Raw genomic sequence first — 25207 nt, forward strand, 5'->3', positions numbered from 1 at the left:
CCAGCGGGGTCGGATCCCTCGCCGCAGGCAAGGGCTCTGACCCCCACCCTCCGCCAACGAAAAAGGCCGCCCCGAGGGGCGGCCTTTTCGTGTGTGGCAACGTCGCGAAGACGTCAGTGCATCATGTGCACGTTCATGTTGTGCATGACCCACAAGGTGCCGGCCACGATGATGCCGATCACCACGACGGTGAAGGCAGCAGCGTTGACGTTCCAGCGGCTTTCCGAAGAACGGTCCAGGTGCAGGAAGAACACCAGGTGCACCAGCATCTGCAGCACCGCGGAAACCGCGATCACCACACCGCTTACGGTGCGCGAGAAGTCGCCCGACATCACCACCCAGAACGGGATGACGGTCAGCACCACCGCCAGCACGAAGCCGATCAGGTACGACTTCACGCTGCCGTGGCTTTCGCCGCCGGTGCCGTGGTCGTGTGCATGGTTGTCATGTGCCATTACAGCGCTCCATTGAGGTAGACGACGGAGAACACGCCGATCCAGATCAGGTCCAGGAAGTGCCAGAACAGGCTCAGGCACGCCATGCGGGTCTTGTTGGTCGGGGTCAGGCCGTACTTCTTCAGCTGCACGAACATCACCAGCAGCCACAGCAGGCCGGCGCTCACGTGCAGACCGTGGGTACCGACCAGGGCAAAGAACGCCGACAGGAAGGCACTGCGGTCAGGGCCGTAGCCCTGGTGGATCAGGTGGTTGAACTCCCACACTTCCATGCACATGAAGCCGAAGCCCAGCAGCCAGGTGATGGCCAGCCACAGGTACATCTGGCCCACCTGCTTGCGGTGCATGGCAATCATGCCCAGGCCGAAGGTCAGCGACGAGGTCAGCAGCAGCGCGGTTTCCCACGCCACGAACGGCAGCTCGAACAGATCCTTCGGGGTCGGGCCGCCGTCATTTCCGCCCACCAGCACCACGTAGGTGGCAAACAGCGAGGCGAAGATGAGGCAGTCGCTCATCAGGTACACCCAGAAACCGAAGACGGTATTGCCGCCGGTGTCGTGGTGCTCGTGGTCGTCATGGCCATGGGCCGCCGCGTGCGCGGCGTGCCCGTGGCTCAGGGTCGAGGTATTGGTGCTCATGCCTTCAGCTCCGACTTCACCAGGCCCTGGGCTTCCAGGTGCTTGCGGTGTTCGTTCTCGATGCGTTCCACCTCGGCGGCCGGGACCCAGTAGTCCACGTCCTGGTCGAAGGTGCGGTAGATGAACGTGGCGATCATGCCGACGAAGCCGACGATGGCCAGCCACCAGATGTGCCAGATCATCGCAAAGCCAAACACCAGGCTGAAGGCGCCGATGACCACACCCGTGCCGGTGTTGCGCGGCATGTGGATGTCGGTGTACTTGGCCGGCTTCGGCCAGGCTTCACCACGCTGCTTGCGCTCCCAGAAATCGTCCAGTTCGGTGACTTCCGGCAGGCTGCCGAAGTTGTAGAAGGCCGGCGGCGAAGAGGTTTCCCACTCCAGCGTACGGGCATCCCACGGGTCGCCGGTCAGGTCGGCGGTCTTCTTGCGGTCGCGGATCGACACAGCCACCTGGATGATCTGGCACAGGATGCCGGCACCCACGATGAAGGCACCTGCGGCAGCCACCAGCAGCAGCGGCTCGTAGGCCGGGTTCACGGTGCTCTGCAGGCGACGGGTCATGCCCATGAAGCCCAGCACGTACATCGGCATGAAGGTCACATAGAAGCCGATGAACCAGCACCAGAAGGCGCACTTGCCCCAGAACTCGTTCAGGCGGAAGCCGAACATCTTCGGCCACCAGTAGGTGATACCGGCGAACATGCCGAACACCACGCCGCCGATGATGACGTTGTGGAAGTGGGCGATCAGGAACAGGCTGTTGTGCAGCACGAAGTCGATGGCCGGGATCGCCAGCATCACGCCGGTCATGCCGCCGATGGTGAAGGTGACCATGAAGCCGATGGTCCACAGCACGGGCGTGGTGAACTGCACGCGACCGCGGAACATGGTGAACAGCCAGTTGAAGATCTTCACGCCGGTGGGAATGGAGATGATCATCGTCGTGATGCCGAAGAAGGCATTGACGTTGGCACCCGAACCCATGGTGAAGAAGTGGTGCAGCCACACGATGAACGACAGCACGCCGATGCAGGCGGTGGCGTAGACCATGCCCTTGTAGCCGAACAGCGCCTTGCGCGAGAAGGTCGCGATCACTTCGGAGAACACGCCGAAGGCCGGCAGCACCAGGATATAGACTTCCGGGTGGCCCCAGATCCAGATCAGGTTGATGTACAGCATGGCGTTGCCGCCACCATCATTGGTGAAGAAGTGCGTACCCAGGTAACGGTCCAGGGTCAGCAGCACCAGGGTGATGGTCAGCACCGGGAAGGCGGCGACGATCAGCACGTTGGTGACCAGCGCCGTCCAGGTGAACACCGGCATCTGCATCAGCTTCATGCTGGGGGTACGCATCTTCAGGATGGTAATGAAGAAGTTGATACCGCTCAGCGTGGTACCCAGGCCTGCGACCTGTAGACCCCAGATGTAGTAGTCCATGCCGACGCTTGGACTGTATTCGATGCCCGACAATGGCGGGAACGCCAGCCAGCCGGTGGCGGCGAATTCACCGATCCACAGCGACAGCATGATCAGCACCGCGCCCGCCACGAACAGCCAGAAGCTGAGCGAGTTGACGAACGGGAACGCGACGTCGCGCGCGCCGATCTGCAGCGGCACGGCCAGGTTCATCAGGCCGGTGATCAGCGGCATGGCCACGAAGAAGATCATGATCACGCCGTGGGCGGTGAAGATCTGATCGTAGTGGTGCGGCGGCAGGTAGCCTTCCGAACCGCCCACTGCCAGCGCCTGCTGGGTACGCATCATGATGGCGTCGGAGAAGCCGCGCAGCAGCATGACGAAGGCGACGATCAGGTACATCACGCCGATCTTCTTGTGGTCCACCGAGGTGAACCACTCCTTCCACAGGTAACCCCACAGCTTGAACTTGGTGATCAGGGCCATCACGCCCAGACCACCCAGCACTGCACCGATCAACGTCGTCAGGACGATCGGATCGTGGGGGATCGACTCAAGAGAGAGTTTTCCCAACATGTTCATTCTCCCGAACCCGCGTGGCCGGCATGGCCTGCGTGTTCGTGTTCAGTGGCATCCAGGTTTTCACCCGATTCCTTGGAATCATGCGCGTCACTGGGGGTGTGCCCCTCGTGCGCTTCATGGCTGGCAGCATCGGCGGCGGCCGCACCGGCATGCGAATGCTTCATGCCGTAGTGCTGGTTGTCGCCCATGTGCTTGGCAATGACCCAGTCGAACAGGCCTTCTTCGGTCTTGCCGAAGTAGGTGACCGGGTACCACTCGGAATTCTTCGCATCACCCAGGGCCTTGAAGCTGGTCTTGTCCAGGGTCTGCTCGCCGGCACGCACCTGGTCCAGCCACTGGCGGTACTCGGCATCGGTTACCGAATAGGCGGTGAAGTGCATCTTGGCGAAGCCCGCGCCGCTGTAGTGCGAGGACATGCCCGGGAATTCACCGGTTTCGTTGGCGATCAGGTGCAGCTTGGTTTCCATCGCTGCCATCGAATAGATCATGCTGCCCAGGTGCGGAATGAAGAACGCATTCATCACCGTGTCCGACGTGATCTTGAAGTTCAGCGGGGTGTTCACCGGGAACTTGATCTCGTTGACGACCGCAACCTTCTCTTCCGGATAGATGAACAGCCACTTCCAGTCCAGCGAGATCGCCTCGATGGTGACCGGCTTGACGTCCGATTCCAGCGGCTTGTACGGGTCCAGTGCGTGCGACGAACGCCAGGTCAGGACCGCCAGCACCAGCACGATCATGCAGGGGATCGACCACACCACCACCTCGATCGCCGTGGAATGCGACCACTTCGGCTCGTAACGGGCCTTGGTGTTGGAAGCGCGGTACTTCCACGCGAAGGTCAGGGTCATGACGATGACCGGGACGACGACCAGCAGCATGAGCACGACAGCCGTGATCAGCAGGGTCTTCTCGTCCTGGCCGATCTGGCCCTTCGGACTGAGGATGGCCACGGCATCGCAGCCGGTGAGCATCACCAGCAGTGCAAGCAGCAGGCCCGGGCGCAACCAGCGCCCAAGGGTTTTCAACGGAATCATCGGTCGATCCAATTGCGAGGGAATGCCGTTCCCCGTCCTGCCCGCTCCGGCAAAAGCCGGTCCCGCCTGTGGTTGAGACAGGCAGTGAGGTGGGGTCGAGTCAGCCTTTCAATTTTAGGCCGTCACGCATCATTTAAGAAAGGCATTGACAATGATCCAGCGCAGGAATCGGCCGGATATCGCTGCGACACGTTGTCGCACCGCGCGCAGGGGGCCGGATTCGGCAAAGCAGGCTGAACGTGTTCAGCGTACTTGAACCGAGCCGCTGCCGCACCAAGACTGGGTGACTGACGCCCCCTCTTCGCAAGGATGCCTGATGAATGCCCTGCTGCGCTGGCTCACCACGCCCACCGTGCGGCGCACGCTTGCCCTGCTGGGCGCCGCGCTGGTGGTGCTGCTGGCCTGCAACCCGGAACTGGCGCCGCTGCTGGGGCTGGTGGATGTGCTGGGGCTGGACGTGCTGGCGCTGCTGCTGGGCGCGCAGCTGCTGGCCACCCTGCCCTGGCTGCGGCTGCAGGCCGGGCGCGGGCTGCAGGTCGTGGGGCGCCTGGCCTGGGGCGCACTGGCCGGGGCGGTGGGCGGGTATCTGCGGCAACTGGCACCGTTCTGTCGTGATCGCCTCGGGCCGGGGCTTCGGGTTGGCCGGGCGGGCTGACCTGTTCGACGCTGGCTGGGTGGCCCTTTGAACCGGGCCTGATGGCAACCCGGCCTTGCCGGGCGGGCGTTTCGGGCTGCGGGCCGGCGTGCCAAAATGCCGCCGAAGCGTAAAACATCCCCGCATTGACGCAATCTGCCCTTGGCAGCGGCTCGCGGGCTGTGCACACCATGGCATGCCACTGAAAACGAGTGGCCGGGTCGGCAAACCCGATGTCTGACGAGTGTTTACGCTTGCCAGTCGGCGCCACCTCTGCGTGGCGCCGGCTGGCAATCCGTCCGCGTTCTATGGCGGGCGGTGCGTGGGGGTGCGTGTTCGCATGCACCCGCCGGATTCGTCAGACCCGGTTTTTGCCGCCACGCACCGTCCGCCACCCCTGCGGTGGCGCTTTGTGTTTTGCACGGAGCATCTGCCATGAACGCATCGGAATTTCCTGATCTGAACGCCCGCCGCGCGGCGCCTGCTGCCGACGCCGGCGGCGAACCCGGCACCGACCCCAGCACCTTCACCCCACGCTGCGGCGTATCCAGCGGGGCGCGGCCGCCGATGGCCAGCCCTGGCCCGAACGCGCGATGCCACCCGGCCGGCGCCTGCAACTGGCCGACGCCGATTGCGCCCTGGCCGGTCTGGCCACCGTGCAGCAGATGCTGTTGGCGGCCGAGCGCACCCGCCAGACCGCCCAGCCCGAAGACACCCTGGGCGATCGCAGCACGGAAGGGCTGCTGCTGGCCTGCATCGCCCTGACCGCGCATGCGGCCAACTGCCTGCAGGTGCAACCGTAGCCCGGGCCGCGGCGGCGTCCATTCCCTCCACGGTGGTGATGCTGCTGGGCCTGCTTGCCGGCCATCTCTATCTGCCGGAACCCGCACTCAGCGTAAACAGCTACAGCAAACAGACCGTGCCGGACTTTCTGTTGATGTGGCAGCAGGCCGCGCAGTTTGCACGGGAACGGGATGCCGACGGACTGCGGGTCAGCCCCGCCGCGCGCGGGGCGCGGCATTTCGAAATGTATGTGGGGGATACGCCGGTATTACTGGTCGATAATTCGCCCAAGCGCATGGTGATTATCGTATTTGACGATTCACGGCAGCAGGTGCCGGACCTGTGGGAGCTGGAACAGCAATGGTGGAGGGCGATGCGCCAGCGCGGTCAATTCGTGCGGCGCGGCGCGGACGGGTGGGGATAGGTGGCGAGCAGGGAGAGCAGGGAGAGCAGCAGGTGCTGCTCTTCGGCCTCGCGCCCTTCTTCCACGGCGTGCAGCGCCAGCCAGGCAATCTCCTGGCCCTGCATATCAAGCGCGTGATGCGCCGGCTGCAGCGCCAACAGAGGAATGGCCTGCAGCGGCTGCAGCCGGCCTTCATCCAGCAACCGCTTCACCCACGCCAGATGCAGCGCAGGGAACGTCTCGGCCAGTGCATATCCCTGCACCAACCACTGCGCCGCGCGCAGCAACGCCGCAGGGTCGGCATGGCCCAGCCACGCGTCGAGGTCGGCCTCGATGGGGCGCGGCACGGACATCTGGCCGCTGTAGTACCGCTGCAGGTGCGCAGTGTGTTCAACAGCGTTGCTGCCACTGCCCCCATCAGAGAGCAGGTACGCCAGGAACTGCTGGGTTTCTGTATCCATCGCGCGCGTCTCTGCAACCTGTGGCCGGAGGCCTTACTGGCCCTTCGCCTCACGCGGCGGCGCGTACTCGAAACGCATCTCCCGCTGTCCCTCACCCACCACCGGCAATACCGGATCGGCGCCGGTGCAGCCCAGACGCAGCTGGTCGCGCGCGGCCGCCGGCACCGTGCCGCAGCCACCGGAGTTGCTGATCTCCAACTGCGGCAGCAGCACCGACGCAAAGGTTTCTACCTCGCCGCGCGCCGCGTTGCGGTTCGCTGTTGCCGCCAGCACGCTGTAGCGCAGCTTGATGGCATACAATCGGTCGATGGCGAGCAGCATCACCGAACTGTAGTCCTTGCCATCGCGCACGAAACCGAAATCCAGCACGCTGGCCTCAACAGTGGCCGCTGTGCCCGGTTGCGCCGCAGCGGCCTTCAACGGCACGGTACGCACGGGCGACATATCATCGCGCCCGGCCACGGATGCTTCTCGCGCCTCCAGCAAGCCCTTGCGCTCGCCTTCCAGCAGGGCCGAACGCTGTTCCTGCTGCAGCACCCCCACCGGATAGAAGTACACGTCAATCCAACCGTCCTCGCGGCCGGCCTGCTGGTAGCGCACCGATGCACCGCCCGCGACATCGTCGTAGCGACGCTCGCCCAGCGCTTGCCATTGGCCTACCTGCAACGGGTAGACCACGCTGGTCGCACGCAGGAAACCGCCCAGGAACGGCGACGGCGCACGCGTGCCCTGCCCCACCGCTTCCGGATTGAGCATGGCCGTATTGTCGCTGGCGCTGCATTCGGCCTTCACCACGGGCGCCAGATGCGCGCGCAACGTGCCGGCCTTCTGCTGCGCAGCCAGCGCATCCATGGCCGCAATCCGCAATGCGGGATCGGCCGCGACGAAGGACGCATAGGCGCGCAGCGCGCTCTGCACGCCGGCTACCTGCCGGCTCAGTTGATCGTCGTCGTTGTGCGGGTCTATCTGAAACACCAGGTTGCCGAAGCTCTGCTGCAGCAGCAGGTCGATGCCAATCTTGCTGGCGGCAGGATCCTGCTCGGGCAGGTCCATCACCGGACAGATGGTGACGGTGTAATCCGGCGTTTCCGCCAACCACCGCAGCATCGACACGCGCAGTTCCTGCGCGCCCGGCTGCTGGGGTGTTGCTTCCAGCGACTGGGTGAGGCGCACGAAGTTGGCCGCGTTGATCGGTTCTGCGGGCGTGGCCGGCGCCGGCGGGGATTCGGCTGCGGCCCAGGCCGGCACGGAGAGTGCCGAAGCCACGCCGATGATGGAATATGCGGCCAGACGATGCAGTGCGTTTGTCGATGCCATGGTCTACGGTCCCTGTAACCGCGCGGCGCGGTGTCAGGGGCAAGCGTAGCAGGCGGTGGCGGTGGGTGGTGTCTGGCGCCCACGGGATGATGGGGCCGCCGACGATTCCCAGCCGGCAACCCGTGCGGATGAAGATCGAATACGGTGCTCATCCCCTACACTCACGAACGCGCCTTGCGGGTGCTTCCTGCCCGCCCCGTTCACCCACGGAAGACCCCCATGCCCGGATTGCACATGAACGCAAAGAGCCTGATGGCGGCTGTACTACTGACGACGGTCCTTGGCCCTGTGCCCGCCGACGCGGCCAGCCCCAAGGCCGAGCCCCCGGCAGATGTCAGCGGCACCTGGTCGGTGGAATGGTGCGACCGCACCAACCCCAAGCTGGACTGCGGCGGCTTCAACGTAACCCTGGTCCAGGAAGGCGCCCGCCTGTGCGGCGACTTCGGTGGCGCCCTGGTCAATCTGCGGCAGATCGACGACGGGCAGGTAGTGGGGACCGTCGTTGGCAATACGGCCGTGTTGGCCGTGGAAAGCGGCCGCAACGGATCCATCAGCCTGGTACGCGCGGAGCGGCACGGCGACACGCTGGACTGGCGCGTTGTGGACAGCATCCGCAAAGGTGACAACGGCGATACCGACGTCATCGCTCTCAACGATGTCTTGAAGCGGAAGTCTGGCCCGGCGCCTGAAGGCACGAAAACGTGCCGTGGTGCTACGGACAATCTCGACGAGTGAATGCCGGTCTTGCGCAGGCGAAAGGCCGACGGGGCTGCGCGCTGTGCGCTCGGGTGGCGGCTCAGCCCGCCTCATCCATTGCCACGTAGACGTACTCGTGCGCTGGAAACTGCCACGATTGCGCATCTGTGTCTCCCGGAAGGTTCAGGCACATCGCTCCGGGGGCATCCAGCGCGACAGCGGTAAGCGTACGGCCATCCGAGAATTGCAGGCGGATTCCGGCGTCAACGATCAATCCAGCGCTCTTCCAGCGAACGATCTCGGTACGTGCAACGCAGAGACCTTTCGGAAGCTCGTGGATCGCAGATGCGCAGGCGAGATCCGCGGTATCGCAGGCCAGAACCTCGACGTTGACGCTCCCGAACGCCTTCCATCGCTCAACGACGGTATTCGAGCATGTGATTTCGATCGACACATCAGAGCTGAACTTCAAGATCACCTGCCAGGCCATACCCGCCGCCTGCGCCGCAGGAATCGAATAGCCCAGGAGCAGACGCCCCTGTAGCAAATCAGCAAGCTCACCCGGCTCCGCCCCCGCCAGTTGGATCGGCAGATAGCGCACATCATCGGGAAGAAGATTGGGCGTGGTGTAGGACTTCATTGGGTCTACTTCATTCGCCTGAATGTTGCCGCGCTCAACGCCCACCGGCTTCGGGCATGGCTTGGACCGGCCAAAATTTCAGTGTCACTTGCCGCCCGCACCACAACCCGCTGCGTAGCCAGGCACGACCTCGGCCAATGCCTGGGAGATTTCATCCAGCCCGATGCCAGCATCAAGAGCCTCAAGAACCAGAAACTCCGCCGCATACCCATCAAGCCCGCCGGACCGCGCCAACGCACTCCACACCAACCGATCGATTGGATTTCCGGGCCGCGAGTCCTCCCTGCTGGACCAGAACACGCCGAGCCACTTTTTGTACTCGGCGTCCTGCCCCATCACCCAGAACTCGCGAGCCGCGTTTACTGCAGCCAACCGCTCGCCATCAAGCCGGCCACCAAGCCGATCGCACAATGCGAGCGCAAGCCTGGCGCGAGCGCTCTCACAGTTTTCGAATCCGGCGACATCGAGCAGCGGGTCAAGCCGATCGATCAACTGCCGCAGAGACCCATGGGTGGCTTGATCGCTGTTCATCGCATCACTCAGGAAGGAAGGCATCTTCAAAAGGACCCTCAACGATCTGCCCCCGCCACACCCCCTCCCTCCCTGGATGAAGGACGATGATCCTGGCATTCAGATCACCGTCCGATCCAGTCAAGAGCATTCCTGCCTCGAGCACGAGATGTTGCGCTTCCAGGTCCTGCAGCGTGCCCACAAGATTGAGCCTCAGGCAACCCTCAGGATCCAGGTTATTGAAGTCAACAAACACTCTCATCGTGCACCTCCATGAACTACCACAACCGCCCCCTCTTCCTGGCAGGCCAAGCCGGGATGCACCACAACGCTCTGCGACCGAGCTTGCAGGCCAGAAGGGGCGATCAGCATCGTGCCCTAGATGGACCGGTTCGCCGGTACGCTGCCCGCCAATGCCGTAGCGCGGGTAATGCAGCCCACAGGACACCCTTCTGTTGCCTCCGACATTAGCATCGCTGAAGGTCACGGGCGGCACGGGCTATCGTATGCAGAAGTAGGGGTGAACAGAAAACGATAGTGAACGCGCAGGGTCTGCTGCGATGACCTCCGCATCGCCAAACGCCGCATAGGCGATGTTTGCCCGCAAGGTCTGGCCCGGTTGCAAGCGAACCTCGCCGCATCCGCCAGGGCAGTAAGCTGTCATAGCAACTATGGGATGCCGTGTGCCACTGGCCGCGGTCAGTACTGCTCCCTCGTTCCCCATGGGAAAACTACCGTCTTCGGCAGGCCAGCTGTCCTTCGACAAGCACAGAAGTCGGCTGACGGAAGACGTCAGGACTACCTCGTATCGCTTCTGCGTAGGGCTATCAATCAAGGAAAGGCTGAAATCCCCCGGGGCAGCATGCCGGAGTGGACCAAGACAGGCAGTTGTCACCGTGCACAGCAGGGCTATGGCAAGAGGCCCCCTTCTCCTGCCTGATCGATTGCGTGCCAAATCAGTTCAACTCCGCAGAAGTACTTGTCCGCTCAATGGCGTGCTCGAGGTCCCGAACCACGCCATCTGCCAGACGGAAATCCAACACACGTCCGGATTTCGCATGCACGTCTCCATATACAGCAAATCGCCCAACCGACCGTCCATCATACGTGGTGACGTAAGACGCCATTCCATCGAATCCAACGCCCAAACGCGGCCCGTCCGCACTTTCGTTCCTGGCAGTCATAGTGGAAATACCCATCAAAAATAATAGTAAAAAGTAGAAGAGAGGCCCGCAGTGAAGTCGATAGCTTCAACACCAGCGCTCGATGACCCGCCTTCATTTCCGAATCACTTCCACGAGTACTCCGAAATGTTTCTCCTGGTTACATCGTTGTTCCACACGCCCCCTCCAAGATCGGAAATCGCCCACACCCTTACGCTCACCCTCGCACCGGGCCGCTAACCGACACACGCACCAGATTACCGGCCACAATCAGCGCCAGTGCTTCTTATCAGTCCCGCAGCCAGACCAATCACCATAGGCTCGGCCGCCCATCAAGAAAGAATCGACCTCGAACCAACGATCTTTTCCGTCAGGGGTCTGAGAGTAGTTGCCACACAGAGCAACAACGCCCCCTTTTCTTCGACCGGCCTCCAACACCAAACCTCGTTCGTAGAGGACGGGCGCATGACGATCCGCATTTGTCGAAAGCAGCACCGGAATCCCGTCACCAGTGGAATGGCATTCATTGATCACGAGCCCATGCTGACTTGATGAAATACACCCTTCAATCCTCAACCGGACCCCACCAAGCGACTGACCAGAGTTCACCATTTCCTCAATGGAGATATGTTGGGCGCGCCCCTCATCTCTGCTGCATGCGCTCGTTAGGCACAGTACTGTCGCGCAGGTCACGAACGAAAGAATGGCAGCGGAGGATGAGATCAGTGTGCGCACGGGCAAGCCCCTTGGAACGCTATTCGTACGCATGATAGCCGCAGCCTCTGAAGCCGCGGCATCGTAAGGTTCGTTGTCGTAGCGTTTGATCAGGTTGTCGTCGGCATCGCGCTCAGCCACAGCGGAACCCAGAGCGTCCGTGGCTGTGATTTCCGTTGCCGCACAGGCGGCAGAATGATGATCAACGTAACACGTTTCATCCCGGCACGACGCGCTTTATCAGATGCAGACATCTGCCAGTATTCGGCACAAGCGTCATTTGGGTTGCACTTCGGTAAGCTTAGCGACACAGACCCCTGCCGGCCACTTCTCCAAGTGGCCTTGCAACCTGGAATCGAACATTCCCGTCACCACAACCCTTCGCCCCTTGGATGAATAGAAGGGCGACATCCCGCCCAGCCATAATCCCAACTCTGGCCTTGAATAGCAATCGGGCGTTTCGTAAATTGCATTCATCTCGAACGCCGCGCAATAGTACCCCTCCACGGAAACAAGTCTTCCATCAAAAGATGTTGGATCCGCTATGGCGTCCGAAATCGCTATCGCCGTCGGGACTTCCGGAGGCAGCTGACAAGCCTCCGAGTTCAGGGCCTCCACTACAGCAGCGGGTTCATTCACTGCCGATGAGCAACTCGTCAGCACCAAGAGGATCACACTGGAAGTTCGAACGTTCATTCAGAACCCTCTCAAACCTATTTCCCGCAGCCAGAAGACATATCAGAACTACATTTCACACCTTTGTCGTAGTCACGATAATACTGCCTAGCAGGCTCTCCGAGCTCCCTACCCACTTGACGTTCAACGGAACTCGCACGATTTTCCTCGCGATCCACACCATTCTTTTGAATGTCCCGCTTGGCCTTTGCAAACTCCCTTGTACCCACGCGATCATGTTCGGCAGCATGCGAAATTTCATGAGCGCTATTGACAGTAGGAGGCTGCACCTCGCCAGTTGAGCTAAGCTTGATTCCCAATGATGGATTTAACCTTATGGTCCTGGTGTCGGTAACGTAACCCGGCTCTAGATCATTTCCCATTACGATAGTATAGATCTCAGAAGATCTTTCGAGTTGCTGCAATTCCGCGTGAGCGGTAGGCGACATTACGACTCCCATCATGTGCAAACGGCCTCGTCTTTCACTGACGCCTTGCAAGTACTCATACACGACCTCCCTTCCGTCAGGATCTTTGAACTTGTACGGATTCCCATTCGCATACCGGTACCGATTGAACTGCCTAACCGGCTGCTCATACGCCGTCACCGGGTCCACCGACAGGAACACGCCCAACTGCGGATCCATGTACCGCTGCTGCATGTAGCTCAGCCCAGTGGCGGAGTCGCTCACATGCCCAGTGTACCCCGGGCCATCCGTGACCCGCCCACCTACAATGGCGCCATAAGGCTCGTAAGCGTAGCGCTTGATCACGTTGCCATTGGCACCACTCTCGGCCACAACCGAACCGAGCGCATCGGTATGGATGTACGTGACTGTCTGGGCCACCACCGGGATAGACAGGACAAGCCCGACCACCAGAATGCAGCAACGCAACGCGACGTCCGTCAGCAGCTTCCCGGCACGGCCTTCAATCCCTCCAAATCGGGCAGGCCGTCCGCCTGCCTGTATCTCGATCCTACGCATTCTTTCAGTCCTTGAGCGGCATCATGAAGCATTGCCGGGTACGTTCGGTCGAACAATCGACGGGGCGCAGAAGCAACTATCCGCCAGCGCTGAGCGGACGAAGACACCCGTGCCTTCAAGGAGGCGGTGATGCGACTGGCGCATCACCGCCCGCGCTTCACAATGGCGTGTTGATGGTTTTCTGCGGGAAGGGCGGCGCCGAGTAAGGCGAGCACCCACTTGCGTTGCATGCCTGCACGACATGCGATGCGGCGCAGTAATACGACCCCGCACGCGTCAGCTCATAGTTCGGCCCGGTGTACTGCACTTGGCCCGACGGGGCCGCCATCAGCCGATAGCTGGTTGCACCCGGCGAAACAGTCCACCGCACGCTGCAACTGACCGTCAACGTCGTACCCACGCGCCGTTCGGTTTTTGCCGAGTACATGATGGACGGCGTCTGGGGAATCGGCGCAGGAGGAATGTAGAGCGATACGATGTTCGAGTAGTCGCTGCAGCCTGCCTCGTTGCAAGCCTTCAAACGGAAGGTATAGGAGCCAGATTCCAGGCGCAGTACAACGGCCGACAGTCCTCCACTGTATGAAACGCGCACCCAGTCACCACCGTTTGTGGACTTTTCCAGATCGTAGTTGTGGCTGCCACCACCACTTGCCGCTGACCACCTGAACACGTAGCCATTGGCTTCGTCAGCAACCGGTTCGGACAGTGAAGGCGGATTCGGACGTTCGATCACATTCACTGAAACAGTACTTGAATAAGGCCCCGCACCCGAGCCGTTGATTGCGCGCACGCGATAGCTATACAACCCCATCGGTTTGCCAGCGAACGCTCGTGCGCCCAGGTCATTTTCCTGCACCGTGACCCATCCGCCCCCGTTTGCACTTTCCTCCAGCAGATAACGCTCAGCCACCGCAACACCGGTCCAGGTAACCGTGTAGCTACCGTTGGTCGACTTGGCAGGCACGCTGATGTCCGGCGCAGTTGACGGGGGATACTGGACAACGATGCTCGCCTCCGCACTCGCACCGCTGCAACCGCCAGCATTGCACGCCGTGACACGGTAGGTGTAGACGCCCGCCATTTTCCCCGCAAACACGCGCATCGCGCTGGAGGCCGCGTGCACCTGCTGCCACGTGGCACCGTTTGCGCTTTCATCCAGGACATAGCGGTCTGCACCGGGCACCGTCGACCAAGTGACCGTGTACGCACCATCCGCACTGCGGGACGGCAGGCTGATTGCAGGAGCAGCGCCCGGCGGAACGACAACCGTGACCGAGGCAATCGTGCTGACGGCGCCGCAGCCACCCGCATTGCAGGCCGAGATCCGATACGCGTAGCCACCCTGCGGCTTGCCACTGAAGACCTGCGACGTCGTGTCCGCTTGCAGGAGCACCGCCCAAGCCCCACCACCTGCACTCTCTTCCAGCCGATAGTCCACAGCGCCAGTCACGCGCGTCCAACTGACTACAAAGGATCCATCGGTTGACATGGAAGGCGCACTGAGCACCGGCACCCCAGACGGCGGCAACTGCACCCGGACGCTGGCCTCGGCGCTCCACGCGCTGCACGCCGCACTGTCACAGGACCTCACTCTGTACTGGTAAGTTCCGGAAGCGTGGCCCGGAGCCGTCCAAACTTTGCCAGACCCACTGTAAGCCGCCTGCCAATCCGCGCCCGGACTGCGTTGCTGCAGCTCGTAGGTGGCAGCCGCAGCAATTCCGCTCCAGGACACCTGGTAGTCGCCACGCGAACTGAACTCCGCCAAGGCCAGGACGGGCGTGGAAAGAACCACCGGCCCGGCTACCTGCGCAACAAGACTGCCATTGAGATAGATGTACTCCGTGCCTTCGCCGGCGCTATCCTCCTGCCTGCGAAGCACGCCATCCATGCTGTAGAACGACAGCCTTGCAGAACCATCGGGACGAATGTTGGCCACACGACGGCCATGGCCATCGTAACGGTACTGCTCGAGATCGAGGACCTCGCGCAAACGATTTCCAAGATCAAAGCGGAACTGCATTCCGTTCTTGCTCTTCAGATTTCCGCGCACGTCATAGGCTAGACCCATCGTCGTGGCGCCATCATCGGCACGAATGTTTGTGAGGCGATTACTGCCGTCATACCAGTAGTTGAACTGACGCACCCCCGCCAAGTGCGCGCTGCGCAGATTGTCGATCGCGTCGTACGTGTAGGTCGCGACGCCATCGCCACCGAACGAAGGGGACTCCGCGCGGGTCAAGCGATCCTGGCCGTCGTAGCCCATCACCCGCGTGCGCCGCGCATCAAGCGCGTCATCAATCCGGCTGACATTGCCGACGACGTCATAGGAATAGCCATTATCGAGCGCCGCGCCCTCCTGCACCCGGGCCGGCAACTGTCGCGCATTCTGCTGCATGCCATGCTGGATGCCATTGCCGTACGCGAAATTCCGCATACCGCCGTTGGGGTAGTAACTGACATCCACCGCGTAGCTGCCCGCGCGCGTGGGCTGGCCGAGCGCATTGGGCGCGTAGTCAACAAACAGGCCGCTGGGATAGCGAACGCCGGACATGTCACCATTGGCATTGTAGGCATAGCCGATGGACCAGTTGTGGCCTTCCAGCTCACCACCGGTTTCACCAGTGATCAGTCCACGCCGGTTATAGCTATAAGCGTTGATGACGTCCGGGGCGGAAACCGCCTTGGTGATGATCTGGTCAGGCTGACCTGTGCTTGTGTACCGCCATGACTGGTTCCCGTTGCCGTCTGGGAACACCAGACTCCGCAATCGATTGCGAGCGTCGAACGTTCGGGCCACACGGTGTTCCTGGATACCCGTGACGAGACCGTCGGCATGGCAGCTCGTGGATGGATCGAGCCCCGTTGCTGACCAGGTCATGTTGCCCGCACCGTCATAGCCCATCAGGGTTACACCGGTCTCCGGCTCCCGTTGACTGCACAGTCGCCCGCTCCCGTCATAGCTGTACGCACGCGTGACGGTCTCACCACCATTCACTGCGCCCTTGGAAATGGTCAGCGGACGATCAAACGCATCCCTCGATATGCGCGTAACCACACCTTCCGGGCCTGCCACTTCTGTAGGCACCTGATCGCTGGGTTCGTCGTACACCTGGAAGCGCGTCTTCACCGAACGGCCATCGGGGCGCGTGGCAACGGAAAAACTACCCTGCGCATCTGATCCGTAAGCCGTAACTGTGCTAAGCAGACCAAGCTCACTGTCTGCAGCGTGACGCACAACGCGCCCCGTCGCATCGTACTGCGTCCACACTCCAACATCCGGGTTACTGGTTCCGGACGGGTAAGATGCAAACACTGTTCGCCCTTCGTGATCGTACTCGAACCCGGTGAAGCGCTCCGTTCCGGAGGCATTGCTGGCATCGAACTCGCGCACCAGCAACGGGCGCCACATCGCGTCCAGATAGCTGATCTTGCGTGCATTGCCCGTTTCCACGGTATATCGCCAGTGCCCAGGCGCCACGCCGTACTCACCCACCCCAACCCTTTCCAGGGTTCTCAGCACTGGATTCCAGGCGACGGCATCTCCATCCGCGAAGCTCGATCGAACGAGTCGACCCATGGAATCGTACTGGTAGGAGGTTGCATAGCCACCTTCGTCAATGGACTGGACCACCAGACCCTGGTCATCGACAGTGGCCGACACCGTCGCGCCATCGGGATAAGTGACGCTCTGCGGAACCCCCCGCTTCCACCCGCCGATCGACGTCATGTTGCCATTACCGTCCCGGACCGCTGACACGGTGCCGTCGGCCCGATACTCGATGCTCTGCACTACGCGCCCAAACTCTTTGATCACCGTTGGCGCGGCACTGGCGTTGTACGTGGTCTCGTAGAAAGGCACGCCATTGACGGCCACGCTCCGGGGCTGTCCCATCACCCATTTGGATACGTCGTCGTGATACTGCGTATCTTCCAGCTTGATGGGGGTACCCGCCACACTACTGTGCTTGCTCACGCGCACCGGACGCGCCAAGCTGTCTAGCTGCTCTGCCGACCAAACGAAGTCCATCCCGTCCTGTGTGATGGTCCTGGTCAGTAGCGGCCTATGAAGTTCAGACGGAAATCCCGCTTGACGGTAACGCGGGCTCAGTCCCCAGCGTGCAGGATAGGTGCCGTCAGCCAGCGAAAGGTCATAGCGACGCTGCTCTGATCTCGCGATTCCACCCTGTGCATCGCGCAGCACCGTGCTGAGCAGCTTCCCTTCGTTGTAGCGATAGGAATTGCCGTATCTGTACGTTGTGGAAGTCCCGTCCGGAGCCGTGATGGTTGTTGACTTTGAACCCGCACAGTCATCTGAAGTGCACAGCGGCGCGGTGCACTCAGCCACTTCAGGCGGGCAGATGGGGAACCGCGAATCACCGGACAAATACTGGTAGCTACTACCTGCGGTGTACGCGTAAGCCCATCGCATGGTGCCCAGGCCGAGGCCGGACAGAACCTTCTCCGAAAGCGAAAGCCCATAGTGGGCAGGGGGAATCCACGCGATGTCATCGCCCCTGTTGTTGGTCGGTCGTGTCACGTTCTTGCAGTAGAGCGGCACGTTGCTGCGCCCATGGAGCGTTATGTCCACGGTGAACTGTGCTGCCAGCCCTGTTGGGTGCACCATCGTGCCGACGAAGGAAGTAGGCCCAAGGAGGTCACCTTGGCGCGAACAGTTGCGAGTATTCTGATCACCCGGCTCGCCGACTACATACTGGATCGTCGCCCGACCCAGACCACTGAAGTTGATCGCCCACTCGCTCTGATCCGGCAGGCGCACGCCGACCAGCGTTGGTTTCGATCCATCGTTGGCATAACTGTAGTTCCAGACCCGGCCGTTCGCCTCGACCTGGCTGATGTTCCCGGAACCATCGTAGCGCACTGCAATCCAACGCCCATCACTACTTTCGATGCGCGTCAGCCGAACGCTTTCACTCCAGCCGTTGGAATAGGTATACGCAACCCAGTTCCCGTACTTGTCCTCGACGCGAGTGGGATAGAGGGAGTTCTTCTTGCGCGGAATCCGTCGCTCGGTTGTCGTGGCGAGCTGGGAGACGATCATCGCGGTCTGCGAAACCAAGGAAGGCTCAGCGTCCTGGGCCATCCAATTGAAGTGGTAGCGGTTGCCATTGGGAGCGACAGCGAGGAATCCCTCGCCCGAGCCATTGGCCAGAGAAGGCAGACAGGACAGACGGATGTTGTCTCCGGCCGTCCAATAGTAAGGCGAGCCGTCGCCAGGCACAGGAATATTGCCTTGGATGTAGAGAAGCTCGCCACCGCCTTCAGGCAACTGCAGCGTTACACCGTCCCAGTACTCATCCGGCATTACATATTCAGTACCCACCTGGATGGGCATGGGGCGCGCGTCGATCGCCCGCGCTACCGAGCATCGTCGCTGAGGATCCCCCGTCGCTGAGCCTGTCCAGTCGGGCGCAAAGTCGGCGGACAACGTAGGCAGGCTGATCTGCCAATCTGCCATCGCGAACGAACGATAGAAAACCCCCGGAATCGGATTGTTTCTGACAGAGAACGATCGTTCGAATCGCACCGGCAACTCGTTGTTTCCAGCCAGATCTACGTCCGTGGCCTTGAACGACACGCCCCCCATATAGGTATCGACTTCTTCGCCGAAGGCATTACTGCCAACCACACTGGGATCGGAAGCGCGCCCAACGCGATTGCCATACTCTTCCCAGACCTTTCGCTCCTGAGCGTGTAGGGGGCTCACTTGAAATGCGCACACTACTGCCACCAACGACACGACGGTCCCAAACACACGTCTTGTGAGAAATCCCTTCAAAGTGGTGTCCCCGATCAAATTGCCAACGAAATGGCGCAGAGGCGCCCCCCCCCTACCAAGACGGAAGAATCCGCCCAAGCAAGATGGAAACCCTGCCGCGCGCTAGACCATGCAGTCAGCAGGTGCAGGACCCGAGGTGACGCCCCCCGTCGCGGCTTCTAAGCAGTTCACAGCGCTGACGACCATGTAGGAGCCGCTGCAGCGGGAGTACGGGCCGATCGCCGCAACGCCGCCTTGAATACTGCGACATACCCCGGTACGGCTGAATCAGATCCACCAGCCGCCGTTGTCGATTTCCTAGCTTGAATTTCCTGCTGGGTGTACGCACATCCCCGCTAATCCCCCCTGACCAGCACATCTTTCCAATCCCTGAAAGAGCCTTGAAGCAAGGCCGCCTATTCATATCACAGGATTCGCCGCTTTAGGCAGGAGACTTGATATCTGGGTCGATAGCGACAACCGGTGTCGTACCAGGCGTCATGGTGGCCATGAATGCGCGAGCTGGCCATTGATCCAGCACCCTTCAGCGCCCACCGCCGTGGTTCACCAAAAGTCACGAAGCGGGCCCCGTGTAGCATCAGTGAAGAAGCGGGTTTCATGATCGCTGGCGGGCTCGTAACCACAGAGGACGTGACTGCCGCCCGTGCACCCCAGAAATTCCAGGGAGGCATGATGCAATGCATCCAGGCCATTCAGCGATTCGAAGTGCAGCTCACAATCCAAGAATGATAGGGAAATATCCGCATTTTCTTGAACCATGAACACCTGCACGAGAGGACTGACTATTGTCATACCTCCAAACTCCACTTTATCCAAGCTAAAGCTGATCGCGCCAGGGTTCGGCGACGCCCCCTCAAGAATCTCGAGCACGCGACCTTGCCAAGATGCCAGATCCAGACCTGGACTTTCACTAGCGGCGACAGAACTCAAGACCGACTTACTCAAGAGCAAGCCGATGGATTCATCCAATCGATCTATTACAACGCCTTCAAAAATAAGCTCGATCAATTCACTCATTTATCAATGGACCCCTTGAATGTCCCATTCATATTCAGGCGCACACCCCGCCAATTTTCGAGTGATCTTTCGAGGAATCTAGCACCATCTTGATTGGCCACCTCTTGAATTCCCCAGGACCGCGCAAAATATCCCGAAAATGCTTCACCGCCTGATCATCCATGTCCGCATGGCTCCGCCCCCCCCAAACTTCAGGATTTCGGCGTGCATGCTTCGAGATCCTCCGCCTCTACCAACCATCAATACAAACACCCGTAGGCCGACCATCACGCCCCTTGACTTGCTTTTTCCAGGGCGCCGATTCCGTAATTTCCACGAGCTACTATCGAGATCAATCCAGACCACTGATTATTTTGATAAAAGCTGCCACATCAGAACACTTATCATCCAATGTGACACCAAATTCTTCTACTGAGAGTCGCGTCAGCTCCTCCCCACCACAGTTACCCGCAATCGCACTGATGAATTCTGCTCGACCGCCCACCAGAATTGTCTCGGGATCAAACCACAGCAGCATCGATCGATCAGCTGGTACCAAGTAGTACTCCGGAAAGAAACCCAAGCAGCCAAGAAGATCAACATATCGACCCCACCCATCGATATCGGCCTACGGAAACACATCCTCTCCCGACCTCATTGTTACCGCAGGTACAAACCACAGCGGCATCGCGCCTCCCGCTTCGAGCTGGGTTATCAAGGCATCAAAGATGCTTTTTGCCGCCCCCCCAAGCCCATGAAGATCACGATTGAATAACAACCCTCACCATGTTTAGCCTTTGAAAGGGAGAACTGGGAACTGCTGATCACTCAGCAGTTTCTCCACCTCATTGAGATCAACGCAATTCGATTCCTGATTCATTGACCTTTCTTATAGCGCGTGGCTTGAATAAATTCACTTTCTTCATCACGAATTCTAATGGTGGGCGCACCTTTGTGATCACTACCGAGCTCAATCAGTCCAGACGCTGGAAGTCGAATGTGACCTTCCTGGTGCAGCGGGATGGGACCGGCGGGAAACGCCACTTCGCCACTGCAACCAGAGCTGCGCGCTCATAAGCAGCATTGTCGACCCTCCCCCGGTCCAGCCCTTCAAACTGTGAGCGAGTGATGACGGGATTTGTCACCCGCCCATTCTCTTCAACGACGACGGTCGCCACGACAGAGCCTCGCACCTGCATCTCAGTCGCGGCGGGAACGACCGGCGCAATGGTCTCCACCGGACTGCTTGCCGCTTGGCAAGGCCCAAGGAACTCCTCACCGGCGCGACATGAAGCACTGGACAAGGCCAACGCAAGCATCAGAACGCGGTCCATTCAACACTCCCGATTGCTGGTGGGGGAGCAGACATTAACAGTGCCGTTCGTGTCGCTGTAGCTCTTCCGGGCAGGTTCCCCCAGCTCACGGGCGGCCCGGGCCTCCACCCCCGTTGCCCGCGCATCTTCCGAAGATACACCGACTCGGATCTGCATCACGCCGTTGCTCTCCGAGTTGGATTGTGGCGCAACAAGCGAAGCGTGGAAAGCGGACAACCCGACCCGATCATGCTGGGCAGCATGGCTCACCTCGTGACCGCCCCCCAGAGCAGGAGGCTGGATCTCCCCGGAGGATTTGATGCGAAGTCCAGAGGTCACGTCAATGCTGATCATTCTTTTGTTCTCGTCATATCCAAAATCACCATTGCGATTGAACTGTATGGTGCGGGGCTCATCGGATAGGAGAATCTGCTTCAGTTCAGAGCTGATGGTTTCTGACTTCATCCAATGGTTGAGCGAGGTAGCACCATCACGCAGCGTCGCATCGCCTTCAAATGCGTACTTGGCGATTCGTCCATCTGGATCAGTGAACTTGTACGGATTCCCGTTGGCATACCTGTTCCGATTGAACTGCCCCACTGGCTGCTCATACGCCGTCACCGGATCGACTGACAGGAACACCCCCAACTGCGGATCCATGTACCGCTGCTGCATGTAACTCAGCCCAGTGGCCGAGTCGCTTACATGCCCTGTGTATCCGGGCCCATCCGTGACCTGACCTCCCACCACGGCACCATAGGGCTCGTAGTCATAGCGCTTGATGCGTTGCCATTAGCATCGCTCTCGGCCACTACGGAACCAAGTGCGTCCGTGTGGATGTAGGTGACGGTCATCTGGGCAATTGCGGCTGGCGACACGCCAGCGCCGATCATCAGAACGCTGCACAGCTAGGCGCCTAACGCTCCCGACTTTCGAATTGGACGTTGAAATCCCCTGAAGGGGGAAAACACACCGCTTGCAGTTCCCGCAAACCTGTACATCCTTCCAATCCCTGAAAGAGCCTTGAAGCAAGGCAGCGCATTCATAGCACAGGAGTGCGAGGTCAGGAAAGTTGGTCGGAGCCGGTGACCCTGACACGACAGTCGGTGTCGCAAATTGCGCGATATGCAGAGCACTTGGGGGGGGGGACGGAGTTGCTGGCGAATGGCTCGGCCGGAGTTTCCCGAATTGCCAGCCGTGGGCTTGCACTACTGGAGAACCAGCATTCCGCTGGGCATGGCCCGGCGCTGGCGATTCCTGCGCAAACAAAAAGCCCCGACCTGAGCCGGGGCTTTTTTACAACTGGTGCCGGAAACAGGAGTCGAACCTACATTTCATCTCAGTCCCGGGTCTGTCGGTCCAGCGATATCTCCGGTTCCGACCATCCTGTCCAGACTCTCCTCATATACCTCACCATCTTCAATGTAGAGCTGGACTTCGTGGTCGGATGATAGCCGGATGTCCAGTACCCATACTTGCGGCGCGCCAGCAAGCGCATCGCACAGATCACCCGTCGACACCTCTAACGGCCTGTTCACCATCCGCTCTCGAAGATGACCCAAGGTCGCTTTTGACTCCGCTTCCGAAGGGACATCCAAATTCGATAGCAGCCAAATATCATTCGCGCTGAAGTTCTCTCTTAATGCCTCAACCACCCTGTCTCCCGTAATTGGGAAGCCCCAAGCGTTTACGGTCATGACTATCCGCCTCCGTTAAGCGGCCGCGCGGGTCCGCGTGAAGGAGTGCCCCCGGTAGCACTCGGCTCGTAAGGATGTTCGTGCGGGTTCGTATGACTGCCTGGCCAGCCGTGGTCAGTAAAATCAATAGTCTTTACCGGCCTCCCGTGACCGTCGAATTCTCTCGCCTGGTCGTACTTTCCATTTCTACCATCTCGCTGCCCCAGTTGCGTATGCGGGCCAGCCGCGTCCGGTTCTGGTGCAGGCTTACCATTAGGCTTCGCGGGCAGTGGTCAGTCGGGAAAACCATTAGGTATTGGCTGCCCGTCTCGCCACCGCCGAACTGTATCCCGACCTGCGGGACGTTCAGTGGGTCTCGAAGTTGGCCTTCAACTTGGCCCGCTCTCGCGATTCCCATCGGATATATCCTCACTGCGCTGGATGTTTCCACCGGGGTTGGGAACCGGGATGGGAAGGATGTAAGGGGCCGGCGTCGGGATCGCCTGCCGTCCATCCAGATCAGTGAACTTGTACGGATCCCGTTGGCATACCGGTACCGAGTGAACTACTCAACCGGTTTCTGATACGCCGTCACCGGATCAACAGACAGGGAATCCCCCAACTGCGGGTCAATGTGCCGCTGCCTTAGTTAACCAGCGGAGCGGAAATTACCCGTAACGATGCCGCTATCCGATTCAGGCCGCCAGCACGTCGACGACTGGAAACGCGAAGAATTTAAGATAGGGGGCTGGCTCAATACTGAAATCAGCCGACTTCACCCTCCAGTCGTTTGGACACCCCAAGAAAATCGCACCTCGGCGACCGTACAATTCATCGCGCAGCAGACGATCAAGGCCATCCATGTCTGCATCAGCGAGAAAGCGTTCGATCCTATGCTTTTCCTGCGCAATAATATTGATCACAAAGTAGACTCTATCCTGCAAGGGTTTGCTGAAGTCCGCCTCCACACAGATCGCGTAGAAGTATTGACCATCATCTTCCATGACTTGCTGCAACTCACCGTCGTACCATTCCACAATCAAGTCGATCTTCATTTGTAAACCTCATTGAACTTCTGAGCCACTTTCTCCGTTACTGGCTTAGGGAGTTCCACAGTATGGTGGTTCGGATTGTTCCCGGTTTGAGTTGTATTGAACGCGCTCTTTGCCTCCGCCTGATCGGCAACCCGGTGTTTGATTCTATCTGCCGCACTCACCCTCTCCTGCGCTTTGACCGAAACCCCATACGGGAACCCGGCCTTCTCCGCTTTGACGGCTTGAGCTGCAAGCGACTCAGCGCTTTCCGCGCCCTTTCCAAATCGGACAAAGAACCCTGCCGCCTTGACCCCGCTCTTTCCACCCGGGGCACGGGACATCACCGCGCCCACAATCATGCCCTTGAAATCGCCATTCAAGGCGTCTGCAATAGTCCCCAACGGGCTTCCGATCGTGTTCAGGACCCGACTTGGCTCGCCTTTCCAAGCCTGTTCAAACTCAGCCTCCGTCATGCACGCCCCCGTGCTTGTATAGCAGCGGCCGTCAGGGTCCTTGAACCTGTAAGGGTTGCTCGCAGCGTAACGATAGCGATTGAACATTCCGACAGGATTCTCGTGAACCGTCACCGGATCCACCGACAGGAACACACCCAACTGCGGATCCATGTACCGCTGCTGCATGTAGCTCAGGCCAGTGGCCGAGTCGCTCACATGCCCTGTGTACCCGGGCCCATCCGAGAGCTGACCACCCACCACGGCACCATAGGGCTCGTAGCCATATCGCTTGATCACGTTGCCATTGGCATCGCTCTCGGCGACAACCGAGCCCAAGGCGTCCGTGTGGATGTAGGTGACCGTCGTCTGTGCCATTGCGGCTGGCGACACACCAAGGCCAATGAGCAGCACGCAGCAAAGCCAAGTGCCAAATACCCCCGACTTGCGAATTCGATCTTCAAACCTCCTGAAGCGGGTCGACACACCGCCTGCAGTTTCCCCGAACGTGCGCATCCTTCCAATCCTTGAAAGTGCCTTGAAGCAAGGCTGTGTATTCATAGCACGGGAATGGCCGGCTGCGGTTTCCGGGTTACGTGCAGGGCGCGGCGCCAAGCGCCCGGGAAGCCGGAAGGGCTGGCGGGCTGCGAGATTCCGAAAATGGGGGCTGCCAGCCATGGGCTGGCACTACTGGTGGGCAAGCATTCCGCAGGGCATGGCCTGGCGCTACCAGGGCACAAAAAAAGCCCCGACCAAGGCCGGGGCTTTTAATCAAACATGGTGCCGGAAACAGGAGTCGAACCTGCGACCTACGCATTACGAATGCG

Annotated in this window: 22 protein-coding genes and 1 pseudogene; 4 read left to right on the forward strand and 19 right to left on the reverse strand. The window is 60.3% G+C overall.

Translation table 11 applies throughout. From position 1 onward, the window contains the following. Positions 1-113: 113 nt before the first annotated feature. The 4 genes from cyoD to cyoA are packed head-to-tail and all read right to left on the reverse strand — an operon-like array spanning position 114 to position 4130. Positions 114-455 carry a cytochrome o ubiquinol oxidase subunit IV gene (gene cyoD, locus AC06FA_RS03440; protein ID WP_108748966.1) on the reverse strand — a complete coding sequence of 114 codons (342 nt, stop codon included), beginning with the start codon at positions 453-455 and terminating at the stop codon, positions 114-116. Beyond that, complete coding sequence (gene cyoC, locus AC06FA_RS03445; RefSeq protein ID WP_312706198.1) at positions 455-1093, reverse strand: cytochrome o ubiquinol oxidase subunit III; 639 nt, start codon at positions 1091-1093, stop codon at positions 455-457. Before cyoC ends, cyoD begins: the two co-directional genes overlap by 1 nt. Continuing rightward, positions 1090-3087, reverse strand: coding sequence for a cytochrome o ubiquinol oxidase subunit I (gene cyoB, locus AC06FA_RS03450; RefSeq protein WP_108748964.1), 1998 nt, complete (start codon positions 3085-3087; stop codon positions 1090-1092). The genes cyoC and cyoB overlap by 4 nt, the downstream gene beginning before the upstream one ends. A gap of 2 nt (positions 3088-3089) precedes the next feature. Next, entirely contained in the window at positions 3090-4130 is a 1041-nt protein-coding gene (gene cyoA / locus AC06FA_RS03455; protein ID WP_312706200.1) for a ubiquinol oxidase subunit II, read from the reverse strand. A gap of 316 nt (positions 4131-4446) precedes the next feature. Here cyoA and AC06FA_RS03460 point away from each other — a divergent pair, with 316 nt between their 5' ends. The 3 genes and pseudogenes from AC06FA_RS03460 (at position 4447) to AC06FA_RS03470 (ending at position 5971) form a co-directional block, all read left to right on the forward strand. Next, entirely contained in the window at positions 4447-4785 is a 339-nt protein-coding gene (locus AC06FA_RS03460; protein WP_478067141.1) for a hypothetical protein, read from the forward strand. A 414-nt stretch (positions 4786-5199) separates the two neighbouring features. Next, positions 5200-5567: pseudogene (locus tag AC06FA_RS03465) on the forward strand (hypothetical protein). Between the two features lie 38 nt (positions 5568-5605). Next, the gene (locus tag AC06FA_RS03470) at positions 5606-5971 is read left to right on the forward strand and encodes a hypothetical protein (RefSeq protein WP_312706203.1); all 366 of its coding nucleotides are present in this window, start codon (positions 5606-5608) and stop codon (positions 5969-5971) included. On the opposite strand, the gene AC06FA_RS03475 is transcribed toward AC06FA_RS03470, so the two are convergent. Together AC06FA_RS03475 and AC06FA_RS03480 are read right to left on the reverse strand one after the other, a co-directional pair. Continuing rightward, positions 5935-6411: a hypothetical protein gene (locus tag AC06FA_RS03475; RefSeq protein WP_478067142.1), complete on the reverse strand. Its 477-nt coding sequence runs from the start codon at positions 6409-6411 to the stop codon at positions 5935-5937. The two genes, AC06FA_RS03470 and AC06FA_RS03475, sit on opposite strands and share 37 nt — an antisense overlap. A 33-nt stretch (positions 6412-6444) precedes the next feature. Beyond that, the gene (locus tag AC06FA_RS03480; protein WP_478067143.1) at positions 6445-7728 is read right to left on the reverse strand and encodes a hypothetical protein; all 1284 of its coding nucleotides are present in this window, start codon (positions 7726-7728) and stop codon (positions 6445-6447) included. A gap of 234 nt (positions 7729-7962) precedes the next feature. Here AC06FA_RS03480 and AC06FA_RS03485 point away from each other — a divergent pair, with 234 nt between their 5' ends. After that, positions 7963-8463: a hypothetical protein gene (locus AC06FA_RS03485; protein WP_478067144.1), complete on the forward strand. Its 501-nt coding sequence runs from the start codon at positions 7963-7965 to the stop codon at positions 8461-8463. A gap of 61 nt (positions 8464-8524) precedes the next feature. Here AC06FA_RS03485 and AC06FA_RS03490 read toward each other — a convergent pair whose 3' ends face one another. From AC06FA_RS03490 to AC06FA_RS03550, 13 genes are all read right to left on the reverse strand, one after another. Next, on the reverse strand, positions 8525-9064 hold the full coding sequence (locus AC06FA_RS03490; protein ID WP_478067145.1) for a hypothetical protein: 540 nt from the start codon (positions 9062-9064) through the stop codon (positions 8525-8527). Positions 9065-9148: 84 nt separating this feature from the next. Further along, positions 9149-9619: a hypothetical protein gene (locus AC06FA_RS03495; RefSeq protein WP_478067146.1), complete on the reverse strand. Its 471-nt coding sequence runs from the start codon at positions 9617-9619 to the stop codon at positions 9149-9151. Further along, a complete protein-coding gene (locus tag AC06FA_RS03500) occupies positions 9600-9836 on the reverse strand; it encodes a hypothetical protein (protein WP_478067147.1) in 237 nt (78 codons plus the stop codon). The genes AC06FA_RS03495 and AC06FA_RS03500 overlap by 20 nt, the downstream gene beginning before the upstream one ends. A gap of 1171 nt (positions 9837-11007) precedes the next feature. Beyond that, positions 11008-11592, reverse strand: a complete 585-nt coding sequence (locus AC06FA_RS03505; protein WP_478067148.1) for a hypothetical protein — start codon at positions 11590-11592, stop codon at positions 11008-11010. Between the two features lie 572 nt (positions 11593-12164). Further along, positions 12165-13112, reverse strand: coding sequence for an RHS repeat domain-containing protein (locus AC06FA_RS03510; protein WP_478067149.1), 948 nt, complete (start codon positions 13110-13112; stop codon positions 12165-12167). Between the two features lie 157 nt (positions 13113-13269). After that, entirely contained in the window at positions 13270-18837 is a 5568-nt protein-coding gene (locus AC06FA_RS03515; protein ID WP_478067151.1) for an RHS repeat protein, read from the reverse strand. Between the two features lie 615 nt (positions 18838-19452). After that, complete coding sequence (locus tag AC06FA_RS03520) at positions 19453-19926, reverse strand: hypothetical protein (protein WP_478067152.1); 474 nt, start codon at positions 19924-19926, stop codon at positions 19453-19455. Between the two features lie 331 nt (positions 19927-20257). Next, entirely contained in the window at positions 20258-20443 is a 186-nt protein-coding gene (locus AC06FA_RS03525; RefSeq protein ID WP_478067153.1) for a hypothetical protein, read from the reverse strand. Between the two features lie 436 nt (positions 20444-20879). Then, on the reverse strand, positions 20880-21239 hold the full coding sequence (locus AC06FA_RS03530) for an energy transducer TonB (protein WP_478067154.1): 360 nt from the start codon (positions 21237-21239) through the stop codon (positions 20880-20882). Then, entirely contained in the window at positions 21240-21968 is a 729-nt protein-coding gene (locus tag AC06FA_RS03535; RefSeq protein ID WP_478067155.1) for an RHS repeat-associated core domain-containing protein, read from the reverse strand. 584 nt (positions 21969-22552) lie between these two features. Next, positions 22553-22915, reverse strand: coding sequence for a hypothetical protein (locus tag AC06FA_RS03540; RefSeq protein WP_478067156.1), 363 nt, complete (start codon positions 22913-22915; stop codon positions 22553-22555). A 674-nt stretch (positions 22916-23589) separates the two neighbouring features. After that, complete coding sequence (locus AC06FA_RS03545; protein WP_478067157.1) at positions 23590-23949, reverse strand: hypothetical protein; 360 nt, start codon at positions 23947-23949, stop codon at positions 23590-23592. Continuing rightward, complete coding sequence (locus tag AC06FA_RS03550) at positions 23946-24896, reverse strand: RHS repeat domain-containing protein (RefSeq protein WP_478067158.1); 951 nt, start codon at positions 24894-24896, stop codon at positions 23946-23948. Before AC06FA_RS03550 ends, AC06FA_RS03545 begins: the two co-directional genes overlap by 4 nt. Positions 24897-25207: the final 311 nt, after the last annotated feature.

Source organism: Stenotrophomonas sp. Steno-C17, from assembly GCF_056393165.1.